The sequence below is a fragment of the Pantoea sp. MBLJ3 genome, assembly GCF_000816655.1.
GTDB classification, from domain to species: Bacteria; Pseudomonadota; Gammaproteobacteria; order Enterobacterales; family Enterobacteriaceae; genus Pantoea; species Pantoea eucalypti.
Genome location: NZ_JSUT01000012.1, coordinates 54,427 through 74,640, shown reverse-complemented (window position 1 = coordinate 74,640; position 20,214 = coordinate 54,427). Strand labels below are relative to the sequence as shown.

At 55.2% G+C, this 20,214-nt stretch carries 15 protein-coding genes; 7 read left to right on the top strand and 8 right to left on the bottom strand.

The window, feature by feature from the left end; all coding sequences use genetic code 11:
* Positions 1-48 precede the first annotated feature (48 nt).
* The 5 genes from serS to lrp all read right to left on the bottom strand — a co-directional run bounded on the left by serS (position 49) and on the right by lrp (position 7,721).
* Entirely contained in the window at positions 49-1,341 is a 1,293-nt protein-coding gene (serS, locus tag NP77_RS16765; RefSeq protein WP_008925841.1) for a serine--tRNA ligase, read from the bottom strand.
* 92 nt (positions 1,342-1,433) lie between these two features.
* On the bottom strand, positions 1,434-2,777 hold the full coding sequence (locus NP77_RS16760; RefSeq protein ID WP_003849336.1) for a replication-associated recombination protein A: 1,344 nt from the start codon (positions 2,775-2,777) through the stop codon (positions 1,434-1,436).
* A gap of 7 nt (positions 2,778-2,784) precedes the next feature.
* Complete coding sequence (lolA, locus tag NP77_RS16755; RefSeq protein ID WP_003849334.1) at positions 2,785-3,396, bottom strand: outer membrane lipoprotein chaperone LolA; 612 nt, start codon at positions 3,394-3,396, stop codon at positions 2,785-2,787.
* A 178-nt stretch (positions 3,397-3,574) separates the two neighbouring features.
* A complete protein-coding gene (locus NP77_RS16750) occupies positions 3,575-7,108 on the bottom strand; it encodes a DNA translocase FtsK 4TM domain-containing protein (RefSeq protein WP_039660929.1) in 3,534 nt (1,177 codons plus the stop codon).
* 118 nt (positions 7,109-7,226) lie between these two features.
* Entirely contained in the window at positions 7,227-7,721 is a 495-nt protein-coding gene (gene lrp, locus NP77_RS16745) for a leucine-responsive transcriptional regulator Lrp (RefSeq protein WP_006118610.1), read from the bottom strand.
* A 520-nt stretch (positions 7,722-8,241) separates the two neighbouring features.
* Between lrp and trxB the strand changes: the two genes are divergently transcribed.
* The 5 genes from trxB (at position 8,242) to infA (ending at position 14,143) form a co-directional block, all read left to right on the top strand.
* Positions 8,242-9,210 carry a thioredoxin-disulfide reductase gene (trxB, locus tag NP77_RS16740; protein ID WP_003849329.1) on the top strand — a complete coding sequence of 323 codons (969 nt, stop codon included), beginning with the start codon at positions 8,242-8,244 and terminating at the stop codon, positions 9,208-9,210.
* 143 nt (positions 9,211-9,353) lie between these two features.
* Positions 9,354-11,123, top strand: a complete 1,770-nt coding sequence (cydD, locus tag NP77_RS16735; RefSeq protein WP_039660927.1) for a cysteine/glutathione ABC transporter permease/ATP-binding protein CydD — start codon at positions 9,354-9,356, stop codon at positions 11,121-11,123.
* Complete coding sequence (gene cydC, locus NP77_RS16730; protein ID WP_039660925.1) at positions 11,123-12,853, top strand: cysteine/glutathione ABC transporter ATP-binding protein/permease CydC; 1,731 nt, start codon at positions 11,123-11,125, stop codon at positions 12,851-12,853. Before cydD ends, cydC begins: the two co-directional genes overlap by 1 nt.
* A gap of 33 nt (positions 12,854-12,886) precedes the next feature.
* A complete protein-coding gene (gene aat / locus NP77_RS16725) occupies positions 12,887-13,579 on the top strand; it encodes a leucyl/phenylalanyl-tRNA--protein transferase (protein WP_003849322.1) in 693 nt (230 codons plus the stop codon).
* A 345-nt stretch (positions 13,580-13,924) separates the two neighbouring features.
* Complete coding sequence (gene infA / locus NP77_RS16720) at positions 13,925-14,143, top strand: translation initiation factor IF-1 (protein WP_002211347.1); 219 nt, start codon at positions 13,925-13,927, stop codon at positions 14,141-14,143.
* 88 nt (positions 14,144-14,231) lie between these two features.
* Here the strand turns inward: infA and clpA are convergent, their stop codons facing one another.
* Positions 14,232-16,508 carry an ATP-dependent Clp protease ATP-binding subunit ClpA gene (gene clpA, locus NP77_RS16715; RefSeq protein WP_008925836.1) on the bottom strand — a complete coding sequence of 759 codons (2,277 nt, stop codon included), beginning with the start codon at positions 16,506-16,508 and terminating at the stop codon, positions 14,232-14,234.
* A gap of 52 nt (positions 16,509-16,560) precedes the next feature.
* Complete coding sequence (gene clpS / locus NP77_RS16710; RefSeq protein WP_003849318.1) at positions 16,561-16,881, bottom strand: ATP-dependent Clp protease adapter ClpS; 321 nt, start codon at positions 16,879-16,881, stop codon at positions 16,561-16,563.
* 316 nt (positions 16,882-17,197) lie between these two features.
* Between clpS and cspD the strand changes: the two genes are divergently transcribed.
* Positions 17,198-17,422, top strand: a complete 225-nt coding sequence (gene cspD / locus NP77_RS16705; RefSeq protein WP_003849316.1) for a cold shock-like protein CspD — start codon at positions 17,198-17,200, stop codon at positions 17,420-17,422.
* A gap of 87 nt (positions 17,423-17,509) precedes the next feature.
* Here cspD and NP77_RS16700 read toward each other — a convergent pair whose 3' ends face one another.
* Positions 17,510-19,147, bottom strand: a complete 1,638-nt coding sequence (locus tag NP77_RS16700; protein ID WP_039660924.1) for an ATP-dependent endonuclease — start codon at positions 19,145-19,147, stop codon at positions 17,510-17,512.
* 128 nt (positions 19,148-19,275) lie between these two features.
* Here NP77_RS16700 and NP77_RS16695 point away from each other — a divergent pair, with 128 nt between their 5' ends.
* Positions 19,276-20,175 (top strand): lysine exporter LysO family protein, encoded by a 900-nt coding sequence (locus NP77_RS16695; RefSeq protein ID WP_003849311.1) that lies wholly within the window; start codon positions 19,276-19,278, stop codon positions 20,173-20,175.
* Positions 20,176-20,214: the final 39 nt, after the last annotated feature.

The following is a 20,214-nucleotide window of genomic DNA, read 5'->3' as shown; positions in this document are numbered from 1 at the left end:
GGACATAAAAAAACCCGGCCATGGCCGGGTCTTCAGATACCTGATTGCTTAGCCGATAATTTCGACGCCCTTCATGTAAGGGCGTAAAACTTCCGGTACGGCGATACGACCATCTTCCTGCTGATAGTTTTCCAGCACTGCCACCAGGGTACGGCCGACGGCCAGACCTGAACCATTCAGGGTATGAACCAGACGCGGCTTCTTATCCTGTTTGTTACGGCAACGCGCCTGCATACGACGCGCCTGGAAATCACCCATGTTGGAACAGGATGAAATCTCGCGGTAGGTGTTCTGCGCCGGTAACCAGACTTCCAGATCGTAGGTTTTAGTCGCTCCGAAGCCCATATCGCCGGTACAGAGTAAAACCTTGCGGTATGGCAGGTTCAGCAGTTGCAGAACTTTTTCAGCGTGGCCGGTCAGCTCTTCAAGCGCCTCCATAGACTGTTCCGGGGTAACGATCTGCACCATCTCAACTTTGTCGAACTGGTGCATACGGATCAGACCGCGTGTGTCACGACCGTAAGAACCCGCTTCGGAACGGAAGCACGGTGTATGTGCGGTGAGTTTAACCGGCAGGGTATCCTCTTCGAGGATCTCGTCACGCACCAGGTTGGTCAGCGGCACTTCCGCGGTAGGAATCAGTGCATAGTTGCTGCTGTCTGACTCCTCTTCCAGCGGACGGGTGTGGAACAGGTCTTCGCCAAACTTAGGCAACTGTCCGGTACCGTAAAGGGTTGCGTGGTTAACCAGGTAAGGCACGGAGGTTTCAAGGTAGCCATGCTGCTCAGTGTGCAGGTCAATCATAAACTGACTCAGTGCACGGTGCAGGCGGGCAATCTGCCCCTGCATGACAACAAAGCGCGAACCGGTCAGTTTCACGGCAGCCGCAAAATCCAGGCCTTTAGCCGCTTCACCCAGCTCAACGTGATCTTTAACCTGGAAACTGAACTCGCGCGGCGTACCCCAGCGGCTCACTTCCTGGTTTTCGCTGTCATCTTTGCCCAGCGGCACTTCGTCTGCCGGAATGTTCGGCATTGCCAGCGCGAAGTCACGAATTTGATTCTGCAGTTCGTCCAGTTCTGCTTTAGCGGCATCCAGGCGTTCGCCCAGCGCATTCACTTCCTGGCGCAGCGGCTCGATGTCTTCCCCACGTGCTTTGGCCTGACCGATGGATTTGGATCGGGAGTTACGCTCTGCCTGCAAATTTTCTGTTTCCACCTGCAGTACTTTGCGACGCTCTTCAAGCGAACGCAGCGTTTCCACATCCAGTTTGTATCCCCGGCGTGCCAGTTTTTCTGCGACTGCGTCTGGCTCGTTACGCAGCAGATTGGGATCGAGCATGCTTATCCTGTGTATAAAAAGTTGGTTGAAAGAAGGGACGCATTCCTGTGGAATGCGTTGAAAACATTGCCCACATTACCGTAAGGTCTGTTTCAGCGGTAGCGTTTTGTCGGGCTATTTTGATCCTGCTCAGCCAGCCAGCTTAGCTTTTCACCAATCTTACCCTCAAGCCCGCGCTGGGTTGGCGTGTAATAGCGCGTGCTGGCCAGTTCCTTTGGAAAATAGACTTCACCGGCAGCATAGGCGTTGGTTTCATCATGAGCATAACGGTACTCTTTGCCCAGCCCCATCTCTTTCATCAGCTTAGTCGGCGCGTTGCGCAAATGTTCCGGCACATCGTAATCAGGATTATCACGCGCATCACGCATCGCAGCTTTAAAGGCGTTATAGACCGCGTTACTTTTCGGCGCACAGGCCAGATATACAATGGCCTGAGCGATGGCGCGCTCCCCTTCTGCCGGACCGACGCGCGTGAAGCAATCCCAGGCTGCAATCGCCACCTGCATACCGCGTGGATCGGCATTGCCGACATCTTCGGAGGCGATAGCCAGCAGCCGGCGTGCCACATAGAGCGGATCGCCGCCTGCGGTGATGATGCGCGCATACCAGTAGAGCGCTGCATCTGGCGCGGAGCCGCGAACCGATTTGTGCAGCGCCGAAATCAGATCGTAAAAACGATCGCCTTTGTTATCAAAACGCGCGGATCGCTCACCCGAGACTTCGTTAAGCAACTGAGGCGTCAGTTCACGCTGACCTGAGGCGGTGGTTTCGGCCATATCTGCCATCATTTCCAGCGTATTCAATGCCCGGCGTGCATCACCATTAACCAGTTCAGCAATCATCCTGCGGGTATTATCCGGCAGCACGATGTCACTCTCGCCATAACCTCGCGCTTTATCCTGCATCGCCTGATCCAGCACCTGCTCAATATCTTCGAGCGTCAGTGATTTCAGCAGGTAAACGCGGGCGCGTGACAGCAATGCGGAGTTAAGTTCGAAAGAGGGATTTTCGGTGGTGGCACCAATAAAGGTGATGGTGCCATCTTCAATATGGGGCAAAAAAGCATCCTGCTGGCTCTTGTTGAACCGATGGACCTCGTCCACAAACAGAATAGTGCGCCGTCCGGCGTGTTTGTTCTGTCGGGCACGCTCAATCGCTTCACGGATCTCTTTCACGCCGGAGGTCACTGCAGAGATACGCTCTACATCGGCATTACCGTAATGCGCGATGATCTCAGCCAGCGTGGTTTTGCCGGTCCCGGGCGGTCCCCATAAGATCATTGAATGCAGATGCCCGGCTTCAATCGCACGCGGCAGCGGTTTACCCGCGCCCAGCAGATGCTGCTGACCAATGTACTGTTTCAACGTTTCTGGCCGCATACGCGCGGCCAGAGGTTTGAAATTCTCGGTGGAAAAATCCAGGGACAGGTTACTCACCGTGACCTCACTGACGTTGGTCGTCCACCGTCACGCCTTTTGGCGGTGTGAACGTGAATTTATCCGGGCTGATCGCGCCATTCTGCTGGCTTTTCAGCTGGTAATCGCTGCGCTGACCATCCTGCTCAATCGCGCTGAAGCGGTTAATGGTGCCGCTGGACGTCACCTGAATAGTGAACTGTTTCAGGTTGCCGTCGCTGTTTTTCGGCGTCAGTTCGAAATTGTCACCCTGCTGTTTGATGTTGTATTGCTTCCAGTCGTTTGACTGGTTACGGGCAATCAGCATAAACGGCGTGTTGCTGGTGGCATTCTGCAGCAGGCTGACAGTAGCCTGCTCAACAAACGGGTTGTAGAACCAAAGCGATTTGCCGTCGGAGATGATGATACTTTCGTCCGGTGCGGTCATGTGCCAGTTAAACAGGCTGGGACGTTTAACCCACAACTCGCCTTCGCCATCCTGCACATTGGCGCCGCTGCTGTCGGTCACTTTTTGCGTGAAGCTGGCGTGGAAGCTGCTGACCTTATTCAGGCGCTGCTGCAGATCACTGGAAGCATCAGCCAATACGCTGGCTGAAGAAAAGGTGGCCAACAGGCCCAGAGCGATTACGCGTAATTTCATCTGCTTCAATTCCTTATTTAAACGTTCCCATCGATAACTGCATTAAGCCTGGTCGCCGTTCCGCCATCAGAACAGAAGAAAAAACCGAAAGCTGATTCAGATATGGGGCTTAACCGTATAAAAAACAATGAGCCAGTCGGAACTGGCTCAGTGAGTAGTGTTTCAAAACATTTAACTGCTACATGTCGTGTGGCGGCGGAGACAGGACTTCACGGTTACCATTGTGGCCTGGTGCAGAGACAATGCCCTGCGCTTCCATCTGCTCAATGATACGTGCCGCACGGTTATAACCAATGCGGAACTGACGCTGAACGCCTGAAATCGATGCTCGACGTTTATCAACCACAAAGCCGACTGCCTGGTCGAACAGCGGATCGAGCTCTTCATCACTGTCGATGCCACCGGCACTTTCGCTCTCTTCGCCCGCGGTAATGCTGTCGATATATTGCGGACGCCCACGCGCTTTCCAGTCCTGAACCACGGCATGCACTTCCTGGTCACGAACAAAGGCACCGTGCACACGAATAGGCAGGGAGGAGTTTGGCGGCATATAGAGCATGTCACCCATCCCCAGCAGTGACTCCGCGCCGCCCTGATCGAGAATGGTACGTGAGTCAATCTTGCTCGACACGGTAAAGGCGATACGCGTCGGGATGTTCGCTTTGATCAGGCCAGTAATCACATCCACGGATGGGCGCTGTGTTGCCAGCACCAGGTGGATACCTGCGGCTCGGGCTTTCTGTGCCAGACGCGCAATCAACTCTTCAACTTTTTTACCCACTGCCATGATCAGGTCGGCAAACTCATCGACCATTACCACGATGTAAGGCAGTTTTTCCAGGACCGGCGGCGTCATATCCATACTGTCGCCCGGCTTCCAGAACGGATCGGGAATCGGACGGCCCATCGCTTCAGCCTGTTCCACTTTCTCGTTGTAACCTGCCAGGTTACGCACGCCCAGCGCCGACATCAGCTTATAGCGACGCTCCATTTCGCCAACACTCCAGCGCAGCGCATTGGCGGCATCTTTCATGTCTGTGACGACTTCGGTCAGCAGGTGTGGGATGCCTTCGTAGACCGACAGCTCCAGCATTTTCGGGTCGATCATGATGAAGCGAACTTCTTCCGGCGTCGCCTTATAAAGCATGCTGATAATCATGGCGTTCACACCCACAGATTTACCGGAACCGGTGGTACCGGCTACCAGTAAGTGCGGCATTTTCGCCAGATCGGCGACGACAGGCTGACCCGCAATATCTTTACCCAGCACAACAGCCAGCGGTGACGGATTGTCGCGGAATTTAGGGCAATCCAGTACTTCACGCAGATAGACTGTCTGACGATGCTTGTTAGGCAGTTCCAGACCCACGTAAGGCTTGCCTGGAATCACTTCCACCACACGAACCGCAACCGTGGACAGCGAACGTGCTAAATCACGCGACAGGTTTGAAATACGCGCCGCTTTCACGCCAGGTGCCAGGTCGAGTTCAAAACGGGTAATAACCGGGCCAGGCGAGATGCCAACCACTTCCGCTTTCACACGATAATCACCCAGGCGCGACTCAACCAGACGGGCGGTCTGCTCCAGCGAAAACATGTCCACCGGCTCTTCTTCTTCAGGTGGCGCAGTCAGCAGATCCAGTGAAGGCAGTGGTGTAGACGGTTTCTCCAGAGGCTGTTCATGGCGCATCAGGAACGGATGAATCAGGCTGTCATGCAGCGAAGGTTTCGCTTCTTCAACCGGCTGAGCCGGCACGGCGGCTGGCGAACCATAAGCGGGAGCAGGATAAGCCGGAGCCTGAGAAGCCACTGGCGCACCATAAGCGGGCGCAGAGGGTGCTGCAGGCGCTGCATACACAGGCTCAGACGAGGCTGCTGGCGTACTGTAATCTGATTCTGCCGGGATAAAGCGGTCAGGTGCAGGAACCTGAGCCGGAGCCTGAGGTTGTGAAACCTCACTCACCTGCTGCCATGGTTCGTGTGAAACCGCAGGAGCTTCCGGTTCTGGCGTCGCGGCAATCGTAAACAGCGGTTCAGACGGGCCGTCATCCACCAGATCTTTCATCGGTGAAAAATCAAACGCTGAGGCGGTATCAATATTAAATACCGGCTCTTTTTTCACTTCAGGTTCATAGCGCTGTTGCTGCTGCTCGGCGAACTGACGTGCCAGTGCATCCTGATGCTGAGCATCCTGCTCATCTTCCTCGTCCTGCTGCCAGCTGGTGCCATAACGCTGCTGCTGTTCAGACTGGAAGGCCTGACGCAGTTCAGCCTGCTGCAGCGCCTCTTCAGCATCAGGTGCAGCAGAAACTGATCCAGCCGGGGCCGTTTCGCTCTCTTCCGTTTTTGCTTTCTCTTCAGCCATGCGCTGAGAAGGCAATTTAATGCCATAAGAGGCCAGCTCACGACGGGTTGGCAGTTTTACCGGGTTAGGACGCGGTAGCGCCGGTCCGATGCCCTGCTTAACCTGCGGGTTGGGATTGGTTTCAGGGGCTAAATCGAAAACAGGGGCAGTACGCGTGGTCGCCTGGGCCGCAGTGGCAGCGACGGCGGCCGCAGCTGCAGGAGCCGCAGGCATTGCTGGTGTGTCGCGCCAGTTCCCCATTTTAGGTTCATCGTCGTCGTAAGCACTGAACGACGGCGCAGCCGGGGCCTCGTCCGGCATTTCAAAGTGATAAAGCGGTGGTGAGGTCGCAGGTGCAGAAGCACTCTGCGCCGGAGTCGGAGCCGTTGCTGCACCATAGGATGCTGGCGCGCTCTGCACGGCCGCAGGCGCGGGTTGTGCCGTCGGCGATGCTGGCATAGCTGCAGGCGCAGATGCCGCCGCAGAAGGCGCTGCAACAGCGGCAGGCGTTACCGGAGCAGCCGGCGCGAGCGTCACCTCTGCGGCTTCCGCCGTTGCCGCTACCGCCGCGCTGGTTGCTGCTGCCGCTTTAGCCAGCAGAGGATCCGGCTGTGACGCCGCAGGCTGGGCGGCTGCACGTGGAGCAGAAAGCAGCACATCTTCATCCTGATCGGTAGCATGCAGTTCAGGCACATCCGCGTATTCATGCGCGTCCTGCTCGTCATCCTCTTCCTGCCAGGGTTCATCGTGACGTGAACGGTTGCTGGCAAACGTCAGCACGCCCATCACCACGCCACCAATTCTTTCTGCGATGGTGAGCCATGACCAGCCGGTGTAAAGGGTAATGCCCGCCGCCCAGACGCAAAGCAGCATAAGCGTGCCACCCGCTGGACTGAACCAGGGGGCAATCGCATTACTCACCAGGCTACCAATCACGCCGCCTGAGGCGAAGTACCAGATATCATCGGCATTTAGCGCCGCCATACCACAGGTCGTCACCACCAGTGCCAGGACGCCAATTAAGCGCAGCCCGACAGCAAAGTAGTCAAAGTAGTCCTGGCTGTCGCGCTGACGGAAAGCAATCCAGCACAGACCCAGGATGACGGGCGGAATGGCGTACGCCATCACACCAAAGATGAAGAGTAAGGTGTCAGCCAGCCAGGCACCGACGCTGCCGCCGATATTGTGGATAGGTTCATGCCAGGCCGTTTGCGACCAGCTCGGGTCGGAAGGGTTAAAACTGACTAAAGAAACCATCAGGTAGATGGCAAACAGCGCCACCAGAATAAGCAACGCTTCCAGCAGACGACGTCCACTGCTCAGCGATTGTAACGAAACGTCTTTATCTTCTGTATATTCCTGGCTCAAGAGGACTCTCCAGGTGCCTGTAAAGTAAGAAGCAACAGCGCCGGGCGAGCCCGACGCTGATCCTGTATGAATTCACAGGAGTGTACCGAAATCTAACAGGTTTTGCACCTGCCCCGCATCAGCGGGTTTTGATCACCAGTCGATTGCTCTGTTTGACCTCTTCCATCACCACGTAAGTTCGCGTGTCGTTTACGCCGGGCAGGCGCAACAGGGTTTCACCCAGCAACTTACGGTAGGCAGACATATCAGGTACGCGCGTTTTCAGCAGGTAGTCGAAATCGCCGGAAACAAGGTGACACTCTTGAGTTTCCTCAAGTTTTTGCACAGCGGCGTTAAATTGCTCAAACACATCCGGCGCACCACGATTCAGAGTAATCTCAACGAATACCAGTAGCGATGCATCAAGATAGTGCGGGTTCAACTGCGCGGTATAGCCAAGAATAAATCCCTGACGTTCAAGACGACGCACGCGTTCAAGACATGGCGTAGGCGATAAGCCTACGCGTTTGGAAAGCTCTACGTTTGAAATGCGACCATCTTTCTGAAGTTCATTCAGAATGTTCCTGTCAATTCTGTCGAGATCTTTTCCGGGGCGTTTCTTATTGTCTACCATTATTATTGTCTCTCTTAATTCCTTCCCTTTACCTGCCACGCCCTGAAAACGCTCATTGTTCGGGGCATTTCTGAAGTGAGCTAACAGAGCCTGTGTTCTGAAATCTATCGACATGACGCATATTGTCTGTCCACATCATGCGTCATTATCCATATCAGGCTGCTTTTATTCGGCGTTAAGTGCAAAACAGGCGAGGAAAACCTGTTTTGTTCCGATAAATGTTATTCGCTTCTGATAATGTTTTCGCAAAAGCGCAGGCGATTGTCAAAGTAAAATCACCAAATTCAGGACAAGATGCCAGACAGTTAGCTGGGTATCTGTTTTTAAATGAGTATTTTTGCACTTTTGCACTCATTCAGCCCGAGTTTTGCCCCCTTTTGGCGCATTCGCCAGGCAAAACTGCCGTTCATCGTCTACGCCATTTGCAGCTATCGTTAACAAAATTGGCTAAGCCTTGTCATTGTCGCCGGATATTCCCTACAATCGCAGGCTATGTCAGCCGAATGAAACTGAGGAACGCATGAGTACGGCCAAACACAGTAAGTTACTCATTCTGGGCTCTGGCCCAGCGGGTTATACCGCAGCCGTTTATGCTGCACGCGCCAACCTGAACCCCGTATTGATCACGGGTCTGGAAAAAGGCGGACAGCTGACCACGACCACTGAAGTGGAAAACTGGCCGGGCGACCCGCACGATCTGACAGGTCCATCGCTGATGGAGCGCATGCACGAGCATGCCGAAAAATTCAATACTGAGATCATTTTTGATCACATCCACACGGTGGATCTGCAGAATCGTCCGTTCCGCCTCACTGGCGATAGCGGCGAATACACAGCAGATGCGCTTATCATCGCAACGGGTGCGTCGGCACGTTATCTGGGCCTGCCATCTGAAGAGGCGTTCAAAGGCAAAGGCGTTTCTGCCTGCGCAACCTGTGACGGCTTTTTCTATCGCAATCAGAAAGTCGCGGTGATTGGCGGTGGCAACACGGCCGTTGAAGAAGCACTTTATCTGGCGAACATTGCCGCTGAAGTGCACCTGATTCACCGTCGTGACAGCTTCCGCGCTGAGAAGATCCTGATTGACCGCCTGATGGAAAAAGTGCGTAACGGCAATATCGTGCTGCACACTCATCGCACGCTTGAAGAAGTGGTAGGCGATCAGATGGGCGTGACAGGTCTGACGCTGCGTTCTACCCAGAACAGTGATGAGACGGAAGCACTGGAAGTGGCGGGTCTGTTTGTTGCTATCGGGCACAGCCCGAATACGGCCATCTTTGAAGGTCAGCTGGCGCTGGAGAACGGATACATCAAAGTTCAGTCCGGTTTACACGGCAACGCCACCCAGACCAGCATCCCTGGCGTTTTTGCAGCAGGTGATGTGATGGACCATATCTATCGTCAGGCGATTACCTCTGCGGGCACTGGCTGCATGGCTGCGTTAGACGCCGAGCGTTTTCTTGACGGGTTAGTTAAAAACGATCAGTAAGTTGTTAACCCTCTGATCTCAAATGTTCCAGGCGACGGTTTTTCCGTCGCCTTTTTTATTGCTCTCATGCTAGATTCTTGCGCCTGAAGAGATGGAAATGTCTTTCCATTTTCCCCCATCATCGACATTTATCATGGTCTCGCATGGACAAATCGCGGCAGCAGCATCTTACCCGCTGGCTTCGTCAGCAACGTCGTTTCGCCGGTCGCTGGTTGCGACTCAACACGCTGCTCGGCACGGCGAGTGCACTGCTGATCATTGCCCAGGCCGGTTTACTGGCCTCGCTGCTTCAGGCGCTGATTATTGATCAACAGCCGCGCGAAACGCTGACGGTCAGCATCCTGCTATTACTGCTCTGCTTTGTGCTCCGTGCCCTGATTAACTACGCCCGCGAACTGACCGGTTACCGTGCCGGGCAGGCTATCCGCCAGGCTTTACGACAGCAGGTTCTTGACCGGTTATCTGATCTCGGCCCGGCGTGGATTCAGGGAAGGCCAGCCGGTAGCTGGGCAACGCTGTTGCTGGAACAGATCGAAGAGATGCAGGAGTATTACGCCCGTTATCTGCCGCAGATGACACTGGCAGTCGTGATCCCCTGCTGCATTCTGCTGACCATTTTCCCGTTGAACTGGACGGCAGGTCTGATTCTTTTTGCCACCGCGCCGTTGATACCGCTGTTTATGGCGCTGGCTGGAATGGGTGCTGCCGAGGCCAACCGCCGAAACTTTCTGGTACTGGCTCGCCTGAGCGGGAATTTTCTGGACCGCCTGCGCGGCAGAGAGACGCTGCGACTGTTTCATCGTGGTGAAGCAGAACAGCAGGCCGTTGCCGCCGCCACCACCGATTTTCGCCAGCGCACCATGGAAGTGCTGCGCCTCGCCTTTCTCTCCTCCGCCGTACTGGAGTTTTTTGCCTCGTTAGCGATTGCCGTGGTGGCCGTCTATTTTGGTTTCTCCTATCTGGGCGAATTGCATTTCGGTGCGTATGGCCAGGGCGTGACGCTGTTTGCCGGCTTCCTGGTGCTGATCCTCGCTCCGGAGTTTTTCCAGCCACTGCGCGATCTCGGTGCGTTCTATCACGCCAAAGCGCAGGCGGTGGGCGGTGCCGATGCGCTTGAAGCCTTTATGCAGGCGACGCCCGACGCCGCCCCGCAGAGAGGCCAGCGCCCTTTCACTACCGATCGCGCAATCGCGCTAAGCGCTGACGATCTCTGTGTCTGCGCACCTGATGGCCAGGTGCTGTGTGGCCCTCTAACTTTTACCATTGCTGCGGGTGAGCAGATTGCGCTGGTCGGTCAAAGCGGGGCGGGTAAAACGGCACTGATGAACGCTCTGCTCGGGTTTCTGCCCTATCAGGGCTCGCTGAAAGTCAATGGCGTCGAACTGCGCGATATACGACGGAGCGACTGGCATCAGCAACTGAGTTGGGTAGGACAGAATCCTCAATTACCGGCCAGCACCTTGCGCGACAACATCCTGATGAATGCCGCCTGGGACAGCGAGCGCTTTGCAGCACTGCTGGAAGCGTGCGGCATCAATGAGTTCCTGCCGCGTCTGCCCTTAGGCATTGAGACCCCGCCTGGCGATGGCGGTCATCAGCTGTCGGTGGGCCAGGCGCAACGGGTCGCGGTTGCACGTGCACTCTATAAAACCTCACATTTTTTGCTGCTTGATGAACCGGCAGCCAGCCTGGATTCACTCAGCGAACGCCATGTGATGCTGGCGCTGAACGAGGCGGCAGATCGGCAGACCACACTGATGATTACTCATCAGATCGATACGCTAAGCCGCTGGCAGACCCTCTGGGTGATGGAAGCGGGTAAGCTGGTCCAGCAGGGTAACTGGCAGCAGCTGTCACAACAGCCAGGTGCCTTTAGCGAGATGCTGAAGCATCGCCAACAGGAGATCCGCTGATGTCCGCCTTGCGTCCTTTTCTTCGTCTCTGGTTGCGCCACCCTTTTCGCCTGACGCTGGGCATCGTGCTGGCGATTGTTACCCTGCTGGCCAGCATTGGCCTGCTGACGCTCTCTGGCTGGTTTCTGGCCGCCTCCTCAGTGGCCGGTGTCGCGGGTCTCTATACCTTTAACTACATGCTGCCTGCGGCAGGCGTCCGTGGCGCAGCCATCATTCGCACCGCCGCACGCTATGCTGAACGGCTGGTCAGCCACGATGCAACGTTCAGGGTGCTTCAGCACTTGCGTGTCCACACGTTCAGCCGCCTGATGGCCCTTTCCCCTGGCCAGCTCTCGCGATTCCGGCAGGCGGACCTGCTCAACCGCTTTGTGGCTGATGTCGATACGCTGGATCATCTCTATCTGCGCGTCATCTCGCCACTGCTTGGCGCTTTTATCGTGAGTGTCGTGGTGACCTTCGGGATGAGTTTTATCAATTTTCATCTGGCACTGACGCTGGGCGGCATCATGTTGAGTACGCTGGTACTGATGCCAGCCCTGTTTTATCGTCTGGGATCGCCGGCAGGTGTTGCCATTGCCCAGGGTCGTGCCCACTGGCGCTTACAACTGATGCAGTGGCTGGCGGCCCAGGCTGAACTGACATTGTACGGTGCCTCGCAGGGATGGCGACAGCAGCTCGATGAAGATGAACAGCGCTGGCAGCAGGCACAAAGTCAACAACAACGCTTACAGGCCGCCGCACAGAGTCTGCTGCTGCTGATCAGCGGTGTAACGGTCACACTGCTGCTCTGGCTGAGTGCCGCCACCATCAGCGAACAGCAGTTACCCGGTTCGCTGATTGCGCTGGTGGTGTTTTGCGCCCTGGCCGCCTTTGAAGCGCTGGCACCGGTAGCAGGCGCCTTCCTGCCTATGTCACAGGTGATAAACGCCGCTCAGAGAGTCAATGACATTATCGACCAGTCTCCTGCGATCACTTTCCCGGCACATTCCGAGGCCCGACCGGGACCTCTTTCGATCGGGATCGATCAGCTCGACTTCAGCTATCCCGACCGTCCGGATAAGGTGCTAAACCGCTGTACCCTCTCCATAGCAGCCGGTGAGCATATTGCGCTGCTGGGGCCGACCGGCTGCGGAAAATCAACATTGCTGGCGCTGTTAACCCGTGGCTGGGAGAGCCAGCACGGCGTTATCAGTTTAAATGATCGGCCGATTCGCGAATGGTCAGAACCCGCGTTGCGCCAGCGCATCAGCGTGGTAACGCAGCGGGTTCACCTCTTCAGCCAGAGCCTGCGCGATAATTTACTGCTGGCTTGCCCTGATGCCAGTGATGAGCAGTTAACTCGCGCACTCAACGACGTGGGCCTGCAGCGCCTGCTTGAAAATCAGGAAGGCCTGAACGCCTGGATGGGGGAAGGTGGTCGCCCGCTGTCGGGCGGCGAACTGCGCCGGCTGGCGCTGGCGCGCGCATTGTTACATGACGGCGATCTCTGGCTGCTGGATGAACCTACTGAAGGGCTGGATGCCACTACCGAGCAGCATATTCTGACGCTGCTCCAGCAGTTGACCGCCGGGAAGACGATGATCATGGTCACGCATCGTCTCAGCGGCCTGGAGCTGATGGATCGCATCTGCGTAATGGATAATGGTGCCATTGTTGAACAGGGTAGCCATGCGGAATTAATCTCAAAAGCGGGCCGCTACTGGCGTTTCCGGCAGCGGATTGCGTTATAGTCATAGCGAAATGCTGATGAGTAACGCAACGCGATGAGACTGGTACAACTGTCACGGGAATCTCTGCAATTTCCCCCACCTGAAATGGCACTTCGTGAGCCAAATGGCTTACTGGCTATGGGTGGGGATCTCTCCCCTGCCCGGCTGCTAAATGCTTATCAGTGCGGCATTTTTCCATGGTTTTCCCCCGGCGATCCCATCCTCTGGTGGTCACCCGATCCCCGAGCAGTCCTGTTGCCCGAGCAGTTTCACCTGAGTCGTAGCATGAAACGCTTTCACAGCCGTTCACCTTATCGGGTAACGATGAACGAGTCATTCGACGAGGTGATCGAGGGCTGCGCTACCGGTCGCGAAGAAGGCACCTGGATTACTTTTGAAATGAAGCGCGCCTGGTTGCGATTGTATGAGCTGGGCCATGCCCACTCCATTGAAGTGTGGGATGAACATCAGCTGGTGGGTGGCATGTATGGCCTGGCGATGGGGCAAATCTTCTGCGGCGAATCGATGTTCAGCCGTCAGCAGAATGCCTCTAAAACCGCACTTTGGGTATTTTGTCAGCATTTTATCCGACATCAGGGCCGTCTGGTGGATTGCCAGGTGCTTAATCCCCACACCGCGTCATTAGGCGCGCAGGAAATCCCGCGCGCTGATTATCTGCAATATGTACAAAGCCTTGCCAGTCAGCCGGTCAGCGATGGATGCTGGCAGACACAAACGCTTTTTTAGTGCTACTGAGATGTTTTGCACACATAAAGGCGCATAAGTGGTATAATAGTCGAGTTTGGTATGTCGTCCGCGCTTCGCAATAACGAGCCGGAATTGCCAGGCTGGGAATCTCAACGCACTCTCGGAACTGTTTTCAATCGTGCGCGTGTTACCGGTTGATACAGATTCTTAGCCCGCTAATCCCCTGCAGACGCCACCATAAACACCCTAATTTTACCGGATGCACGTAACTGACGTGCACCCCGGCAAAGCGTTGGCAAAATCGCCGACGGTTCTTTACATAAATCGTTGAATTGGGCATTATCTTGCCGGTTCAACTGAAAGGTAGTACACCCAGAGGATTCGATGGCCAAAGAAGACAATATTGAAATGCAAGGTACCGTACTGGATACGTTACCTAACACCATGTTCCGCGTAGAACTTGAGAACGGACACGTGGTCACTGCTCACATCTCCGGTAAAATGCGCAAAAACTACATCCGCATCCTGACGGGTGACAAAGTGACCGTTGAGTTGACCCCGTACGACCTGAGCAAAGGCCGCATTGTCTTCCGTAGTCGCTAATTTGCAGTAACTTCATCGCTCTGCATGTTGAAGCGATAAAAAAGGCCGGATATCAATATCCGGCCTTTTTCACATCTGCAGCAAGTGATTAGTGCACAGTGCCTTCGGTTTTGCGTTTCTCAGCACTCAGGAAGTGATAGGTCAGTTCACCTTTCTCACGATCCAGCGCAACAGATACCGAGCCACCATCCACCAGCGAACCAAACAGCAGTTCATTGGCTAACGGTTTCTTCAGGCTGTCCTGCACGGTGCGCGCCATCGGACGTGCGCCCATCGCTTTGTCATAGCCCTTCTCAGCCAGCCAGTCGCGCGCTTCATCACTGACTTCCAGCGACACACCTTTCGCATCCAGCTGCGCCTGCAACTCGACAATAAATTTGTCGACCACCTGATGGATCACCTCTGGTGACAGGTGACTGAACCAGATGATGTTGTCGAGACGGTTACGGAACTCTGGCGTAAAGATCTTTTTGATCTCTTCCATCGCATCGGTGCTGTTGTCCTGATGAATCAGGCCAATCGACTTACGTTCCGTCTCACGCACACCGGCGTTGGTGGTCATCACCAGCACCACGTTGCGGAAGTCCGCTTTGCGACCGTTGTTATCTGTCAGCATGCCGTTATCCATAACCTGCAGCAGCAGGTTGAAGACATCCGGGTGCGCTTTCTCGATCTCATCCAGCAACACCACCGCATGTGGATGCTTGATCACCGCATCCGTCAGCAGCCCGCCCTGATCAAAACCGACGTAGCCCGGAGGTGCACCAATCAGACGACTGACGGTGTGACGCTCCATGTACTCGGACATGTCAAAACGCAGCAGCTCAATACCCAGCGCTTTCGCCAGCTGCACAGTCACTTCCGTTTTACCCACACCGGTTGGCCCGGCAAACAGGAAGGAACCAACTGGCTTGCGATCCTGACCCAGACCGGCGCGGCTCATTTTGATCGCTTCCGTCAGCACCTCAATGGCTTTGTCCTGTCCAAACACCAGCATCTTGAGCCGTTCGCCCAGATTTCTCAGTGTATCGCGATCGGTTGCTGACACACTTTGTTCAGGAATACGGGCAATGCGGGCCACCACAGTTTCAATGTCAGAAACATTGATGGTTTTCTTACGTTTGCTGGCAGGCATCAGGCGCGCACGCGCACCCGCTTCATCAATCACGTCAATCGCCTTGTCAGGCAGATGACGGTCGTTGATATATTTCACTGCCAGTTCCACCGCTGCACGCACCGCTTTCGCGGTATACCGCACATCATGGTGGGCTTCATACTTGGTCTTCAGGCCGCTCAGGATCTGCACGGTTTCTTCAACAGAAGGCTCAGTGATATCGATCTTCTGGAAACGACGCGCCAGAGCACGATCTTTTTCGAAGATGTTGCTGAATTCCTGATACGTGGTAGACCCCATTACCCGAATCTTACCGCCAGAAAGTAACGGTTTAATCAGGTTCGCTGCGTCTACCTGGCCACCTGATGCCGCACCCGCACCAATGATGGTATGGATCTCATCAATAAACAGAATGCTGTGTTCGTCCTGCTCCAGCTGTTTCAGTAGCGCTTTGAAGCGTTTCTCAAAGTCACCACGATATTTGGTGCCTGCCAGCAGTGAACCAATATCCAGCGAGTAGATAGTGCAATCTTTCATCACTTCCGGTACATCGCCCTGCTCGATACGCCAGGCGAGACCTTCTGCGATAGCCGTTTTACCGACACCGGATTCCCCCACCAGCAGCGGGTTGTTTTTACGGCGACGGCACAGCACCTGAATAGTACGTTCCAGCTCTCTGTCGCGACCAATCAGTGGATCAATCCCACCGACGCGAGCAAGCTGATTAAGATTGGTGGTGAAGTTTTCCATACGATCCTCCCCGCCTGCTTGCTCTTCGTTAACCGGGTTTTCAGCGCCTGGCGCCTGGCCCGGTTCGTCTTTGCGCGTACCGTGAGAGATGAAATTCACCACATCAAGGCGGCTGACTTCATGTTTGCGTAACAGATAGGCCGCTTGCGACTCCTGCTCGCTGAAGATGGCGACCAGCACATTCGCCCCGGTGACTTCACTGCGACCGGATGACTGGACATGGAAAACCGCGCGCTGCAGAACGCGCTGGAAGCTGAGCGTTGGTTGAGTATCACGCTCCTCCTCACTGGCAGGCAGCACCGGTGTGGTTTGTTCGATGAAGGCTTCGAGTTCCTGCCGCAGAGCCACCATGTCCACCGTACAGGCTTCCAGTGCCTCTCTGGCCGACGGGTTACTGAGCAATGCCAGTAACAGATGCTCGACGGTCATAAACTCATGACGGTGCTCACGCGCTCTGGCGAAAGCCATATTTAAACTGAGTTCCAGTTCTTGATTGAGCATTAGGCACCTCCCCCAATTATCGCCCTTACCTGTTTCCTATATGGAGACGGGCTCAGGCTTTTTCCAGCGTACACAGCAACGGATGATGGTTTTCCCGCGCATAATTGTTCACCTGGGCCGCTTTTGTTTCGGCGACTTCTGCAGTAAATACACCACAGATCGCCTTGCCGTGATAGTGAACTTTCAACATCAGCTGCGTTGCACGTTCAACATCATAAGAAAAGAACTTTTGCACGACGTCAATAACAAATTCCATAGGTGTATAATCGTCATTATTCAGAATGACTTTATACATAGAAGGCGGCTTTAACCCTTCACGTACTTTGTCTTCGGCCAGATGTTCAAAGTTAAGCCAGTCGTTTGTGTTTGCCATAGTGTTCCGTTGAGATTTTGCTTTTAGCCTTTAAGTGGCTACATGTTGAGAGTTTAACATGTCTGTCAAGCTGCGGGCCGCTGCTGAAAATTTATTCAGAAATAACCTTGCGCGACCTGCATCACAAAATTTGCAATAGCGTTAACTGCCTCAAATTTTGATGATTTTTTCCCCATCCGGCCCGGTGGTTTGCTTGACGCCAGCGGCGCTTTCTCTACATTCTACCTGCACAGGCTGATTGAGTTTTAATCAAATCCGACTCACAGCTTCAAAGACCTCACCTACTTATAAAATGTCTTGCGAGGGAAGTAAAAGCATGGAGACGGGCACCGTTAAATGGTTCAATAATTCCAAAGGCTTTGGCTTTATCTGTCCGGTTGGTGGTGGCGAAGATATTTTTGCGCACTACTCCACCATTCAGATGGAAGGCTACCGAACGCTAAAGGCAGGCCAGCAGGTTCAGTTCGATGTGCATGAAGGTCCGAAAGGCAATCACGCCAGCCTCATCGTGCCGGTTGTTGAGGTACAGGCCGTGGCCTGATACTGAACCCACCTCTGTACAGAGCCCTAAAAATGCCAGCCAGTGCCGCTGGCATTTTTCATTTTTGACAGGCCATGTTTGACAGGCTTAGTCCGCCTGACCCTGCGCCAGCCCAATCACCCGGGCAAACATCTGCCGCATTAACGGCGGGATGGCTTCCGGCCCGCGTTCCGCCGCCGATGTCGCCACTGCGATCGCCAGTTCCGGCTTGGAGCTCTGGTGAATCGCTTTGGTAATAATACGCCTGGAACTCATCGGCGCGTTTAACGGCAGGTGCGCCATTTGATGATAAACATCCTGAAACCCCTGGTGATAGAGAAAGTTTTCCATATCCAGCGCGGGTAACTGCGTCTGAAAACGCGGCTCAGGATCACCCGGCTGTAACTGCGTGCGCGCCGTGCTGGCATATTTATTACCCGCCTGATCGCCATCTGTCAGCACGTGCCAGGCGATCCCCATGCGTCGGGCAAATTTCAGCAGCGGCTTCAGGCCCGATTGCGCAAACTCAATCACTTTCACCCCTTCCGCCGCGAAGTTGTAACCACACTGCTGCGCCAGCTCATTCATAATCCAGACCTCGGTTTCACCTTCGACCAGCAGCCAGCAACGGGCAAACAGGGCCGCCGGTCGATTGACGCGAATATGAAAGCCGATACGCCGACTCTCTTCGGCACTCAGACCTTCCGGACCGATGCGCCAGGCTGCTACGCGTGAGGACTGACGCACCAGACGGCAGACGTTTTCTACCGGCACCTGCGACAGCAGTTCAGCTGAATTGGTCGTGACGATTTTCTGTAGCGGCAGCAGCTTCAGCAGGTTCCAGGCCACGGACAGCATAATCGGATGCAGGCGGGTTTCCGGATCTTCAATCAGCAGCAGCGGCCGCGCACCGGCAGCTAGCGGAACGTCGCCTCGTGCTTCGATCAACAGGGTAAACATCTGCAGCAAAATCAGCTGACGGCTGCGGGAGTCAGTTCCGGCAATCAGCTGATTCAGATGATCCAGCGCCCGCCATCCCTGCACCCCATCGCGCATCTGCGGATCCCGTGACCGGGCCTCACTGCCTGCGCCAGGCGGTTGCACCAGAAAATAGTGCTGCATCAATTGCTGCATCGTCTTCAGGCCCTGTCTCAGCACCTCATCGCTGAGTTGCTGAGGATGTTGCTCCAGATCGCGCGCCAGCGTCTCCATGCCTGCCAGCAGCTCAGGATGGGGACCGGTCACGGGCGCACGGTTCCGCGTTCGCTTGCTGAAACGCGCGTCGCGCAACCGCAATACCGGATAACGCGTCAGCAACAGGTCGATTGCGTCCGCACAGTTCTGCTCAGGCAACAGCTGGGCATTCACGTCAACGAAACGGCGACGGGTGTCGATGCCGCCGTCACGCCAGGTGGCGCTGACGCTGTAATAAAGCCGACGCTGGCCCTGCGCATCACGCTGCCAGAAGGTCGAGAGCACCGCGTCCGGATCGCTTCCGTCATCCCGAAAGTGGAACACCACTGAAATACGGCGCATCGGATCGGTCACATCACCCGGTGTAAAATGGAAATCCGCCTCAGTAAAAACATAGGCCGGTTCATGAGGAGAGAGCAGCAGGCTCATGACATCCAGCAGGCTGGATTTACCCCAGGCATTCTCACCAATCAGCAGAGTGGTGTGCGTTAAAGGCAGTGAGAGCTTATTGATACCGCGGAAGCCGCGAATGTCGATATGTTCCAGAATCATAGGCGTCCATCCTCAGTTTATAGACAGCATGGTTGTCGCCCGCGCGCCGGTCAAGCCGCTTTATCAGGGTTTACTCCGTTACGCTTTTTCGCTAGCGTGTGACCTCTTCTTCCAGGGATGGCAATGATATGTACTCCGGACTTCTGATTATTCTGCTGCCGCTAATCGCAGGCTGGCTGTTACCCTTCCGTAAAACCGCCACCCTGCGTCGGGTAAATCAACTGCTGGGCTGGATGGTTTACGTCATTCTGTTCTTTATGGGCATCAGCCTGGCCTTTCTCGACAACCTGAGCAGCAATCTGCTGGCCGTTTTTCATACGGCTCTGGTGGCGGCGTTCTGCATTCTGCTGTGCAATGTACTGGCGTTGCGCGGGCTGGAGAAATATGCACCGTGGCAGCATGCGCACCGGCAGGAGAAGCTTCCCTCGCGGCTGCATATGGCACTGGACTCGCTGAAGCTATGTGGCGTGGTTGTCATCGGTTTTCTGCTAGGTCTGACCCAGTGGTCACTGCTGCACCACGCCTCGACGGCCAGTGAATATGCGCTGATCTTCCTGCTGTTCCTCGTGGGGATTCAGCTGCGCGGCAGTGGAATGACTCTGCGTCAGATTATCCTGAACCGTCGCGGTCTGCTGGTTGCCAGTGTGGTGCTGGTCAGCGCGCTGGCAGGTGGCATGATCGCGGCATTACTGCTGGGTGTTCCGCTAAAAACCGGTCTGGCGCTAGCCAGCGGCTTTGGCTGGTACTCTCTCTCTGGCATATTGATGACCGAAGCTTTTGGCCCGGTCATTGGCAGCGCCGCCTTCTTCAACGATCTGGTGCGTGAACTGGTCGCAATCATGCTGATCCCCGCGCTGATTGGCCGTCATCGTTCCAGCGCGCTGGGGCTGTGCGGTGCCACCTCAATGGACTTTACCCTGCCGGTACTGCAGCGGGCGGGCGGCAACGAGATTGTCCCTGCCGCTATTGTGCACGGTTTTGTGATGAGCCTGCTGGCCCCGATTCTGATCGCCCTCTTCTCTGCCTGAATTCGGTCTGAGATGTGCTGAGCTCTGCCAGCGCATTTT